Origin of the sequence: Lujinxingia sediminis (assembly GCF_004005565.1) — a bacterium.
Classification (GTDB): domain Bacteria; phylum Myxococcota_A; class Bradymonadia; order Bradymonadales; family Bradymonadaceae; genus Lujinxingia; species Lujinxingia sediminis.
Genome location: NZ_SADD01000028.1, coordinates 1 through 3,489, shown reverse-complemented (window position 1 = coordinate 3,489; position 3,489 = coordinate 1). Strand labels below are relative to the sequence as shown.

General features: G+C 53.7%; 2 rRNA genes. Both read left to right on the top strand.

Going from position 1 to position 3,489, the window contains the following annotated elements:
* The first annotated feature begins 187 nt into the window (after positions 1-187).
* Positions 188-3,224 (top strand): 23S ribosomal RNA (locus EA187_RS20100).
* Positions 3,225-3,362: 138 nt separating this feature from the next.
* Positions 3,363-3,479: ribosomal RNA gene (rrf, locus tag EA187_RS20095) — 5S ribosomal RNA — on the top strand.
* The last annotated feature ends 10 nt before the right edge of the window (positions 3,480-3,489 follow it).

Genomic DNA, 3,489 nt, shown 5'->3' with positions numbered 1-3,489 from the left:
TTGAGATACAAGCGTAATGTTTCGACGGGGAGACCCGTTTGAAATATTGCACAGGCAGACCGCGCCGACCTGGAGCATTTCAGGTAAGAGCGTGGCCGCTAAACTGATGCGCCTTAGAAAGCAAAAGCAGCATCGTCGATGATCTGAACCTCATTAGCTTGAGGATTCGGGTTGTAGACGATGCGGTGGTTAAGCGACAAAGGGCGTACGGTGGATGCCTGGGCGTCTGCTAGCGATGAAGGACGTAGAAGGCTGCGATAAGCCACGGGGAGCCGCCAAACAGGCCTTGATCCGTGGATTTCCGAATGGGGAAACCCGGCTGACCAAAAGTCAGTCATCCTCCGCTGAACACATAGGCGGAAGGAAGCGAACGCGGGGAACTGAAACATCTAAGTACCCGCAGGAAGAGAAATCAATTGAGATACCCCTAGTAGCGGCGAGCGAACGGGGTAGAGCCTAAACCGACTGTGTGTAAGGTTACAGCCGTTGCATGGTCGGGGTTGTGGGGCTCTCTTTGCACTCTCTGTAAGGAGTGCGGCGAGTAAGAAACTGAATCGATAGTCGAAGACCTTGGAAAGGGTCACCGTAGAGGGTAATGGTCCCGTAGACGAAATCAATTCAGCTCGCTTAGAGAGTTCCCGAGTACGGTGGGACACGAGAAATCCTGCCGGAATCTGGGTGGACCATCATCCAAGGCTAAATATACGCAGACGACCGATAGCGAACCAGTACCGTAAGGGAAAGGTGAAAAGAACCCCTTTAAGGGGAGTGAAATAGAACCTGAAACCGTATGCCTACAAGCAGTGGGAGCCCTATGGCCTTGGCCAGGGTGACCGCGTGCCTTTTGCATAATGAGTCAGCGAGTTATGCTACGCAGCAAGGTTAAGTCGAATAGACGCAGCCGCAGGGAAACCGAGTCTGAATAGGGCGATATAGTTGCGTGGTGTAGACCCGAAACCGAGTGAGCTACCCATGGCCAGGTTGAAGTTCCGGTAAAACGGGATGAAGGACCGAACCCACTGATGTTGAAAAATCAGGGGATGAGCTGTGGGTAGGGGTGAAAGGCCAATCAAACTCGGAGATAGCTGGTTCTCCCCGAAATATATTTAGGTATAGCCTCGGGAGATATCACTGACGGAGGTAGAGCACTGAATGGGCTAGGGGCCTAACCCGGTTACCAACCCCAATCAAACTCCGAATGCCGTTATGTGTTATCCCGGGAGTCAGTCTGCGGGTGATAAGGTCCGTAGACGAGAGGGAAACAACCCAGACCGCCAGCTAAGGTCCCTAAATGACAGTTAAGTGGTAAAGGATGTGGAAGCACACAGACAACCAGGAGGTTGGCTTAGAAGCAGCCACCCTTGAAAGAAAGCGTAATAGCTCACTGGTCAAGTGAATCTGCGCCGAAAATACAACGGGGCTTAAACTGTCTACCGAAGCTGCGGATTCTGCACTTAAGTGCAGAGTGGTAGGGGAGCATTCCAATCGCCGTTGAAGGTGCACCGCGAGGAGCGCTGGAGGTTTTGGAAGAGCGTATGCTGACGTGAGTAACGACAAGACGGGTGAGAATCCCGTCCGCCGAAAGCCTAAGGATTCCTGGGCCAGGTTCATCCTCCCAGGGTTAGTCGGGACCTAAGACGAGGCCGAGAGGCGTAGTCGATGGAAAACAGGCAAACATTCCTGTACCTCTTTGTAACATGGTGATGGTGAGGAAGGACGGAGAACGCTAGGTCCGCCGGACTGATGGATGTCCGGTACAACCCGGTAGGCGGGTCAGATAGGAGGTGTTCGCACCACAAACGTCTGACCATTCAAACGCTGAGAGGGAAAGTGGAGAGTCCCCCCATTTTGGGGACTCAAGTCAACGGATCGATGCGCAGCTTCCAAGAAAAGTTTCGCACCGGAGTGTATAAAGAGCCCGTACCAAAACCGACACAGGTAGGCGAGAAGAGCATTCTAAGGCGTTGAGATAACCCTGGTTAAGGAACTCGGCAAATTGACACCGTAACTTCGGGAGAAGGTGTGCCCCGTTAAAGTGAAGAGCCTTGCGCTTGGAGCTGGAAGGGGTTGCAGAGAATAGGGGGTAGCGACTGTTTATCAAAAACACAGGACTCTGCGAAATCGTGAAGATGACGTATAGGGTCTGACGCCTGCCCGGTGCCGGAAGGTTAAGGGGAGTGGTTAGCTGTAAAGCGAAGCTGCGAACCGAAGCCCCGGTAAACGGCGGCCGTAACTATAACGGTCCTAAGGTAGCGAAATTCCTTGGCGGGTAAGTTCCGTCCTGCACGAATGGCGTAACGACTTCCCCACTGTCTCAACCAGGGACTCAGTGAAATCGAATTAGCGGTGAAGATGCCGTTTACCCGCGACAAGACGGAAAGACCCCGTGAACCTTTACTGCAACTTGGCATTGGTACTCGGACGCATCTGTGTAGGATAGGTGGGAGACTGAGAAGTCGGTGCGCCAGCATCGGTGGAGTCACCCTTGAAATACCACCCTGGTGCGTCTGGGTATCTAACCTGCATCCCTTATCGGGATGAGGGACACTGTCTGGTGGGCAGTTTGACTGGGGCGGTCGCCTCCCAAAGTGTAACGGAGGCGCGCAAAGGTCCGCTCAGGCTGATTGGAAACCAGCCGAAGAGTGCAAAAGCATAAGCGGGCTTGACTGCGAGACAAACAGGTCGAGCAGGTGCGAAAGCAGGCTTTAGTGATCCGGTGGTCCCGCATGGAAGGGCCATCGCTCAACGGATAAAAGGTACTCCGGGGATAACAGGCTTATCTCCCCCAAGAGTTCACATCGACGGGGAGGTTTGGCACCTCGATGTCGGCTCATCACATCCTGGGGCTGGAGTAGGTCCCAAGGGTTTGGCTGTTCGCCAATTAAAGTGGTACGCGAGCTGGGTTCAGAACGTCGTGAGACAGTTCGGTCCCTATCTGTCGTGGGCGAAGGAGAATTGAGAGGAACTGCCCCTAGTACGAGAGGACCGGGGTGGACGTACCGCTGGTATACCGGTTGTGGCGCCAGCCGCATTGCCGGGTAGCTACGTACGGACAGGATAACCGCTGAAAGCATCTAAGCGGGAAGCCCCCCTCAAGATTAGTTCTCCCTTCAGGGTTAACCTGACTTAAGGTCCGTCGAAGACGACGACGTGGATAGGCGAGATGTGGAAGCACGGTAACGTGTGTAGCAGACTCGTACTAATCGACCGGGAGGCTTAACCACTTGCTTCTTTTTTAAAGCGCATCAAAGGATGCGGACACGAGTCATCTGAAGTGCTCCAGGGCGTCGCGGTCTTGTTCTGTGCAGAACACGCAAAACATAAAGCGTTTACCATTCTAAAGACACTGTCTAAACAGTGTGGTTGGTGGCTAGAGCGGAGAGGGTCCACCCGATTCCATCTCGAACTCGGAAGTTAAGCTCTCCAGCGCCGATGGTACTGCGACCGAGAGGTCGTGGGAGAGTAGGTCGCTGCCAACCATTTCATTAC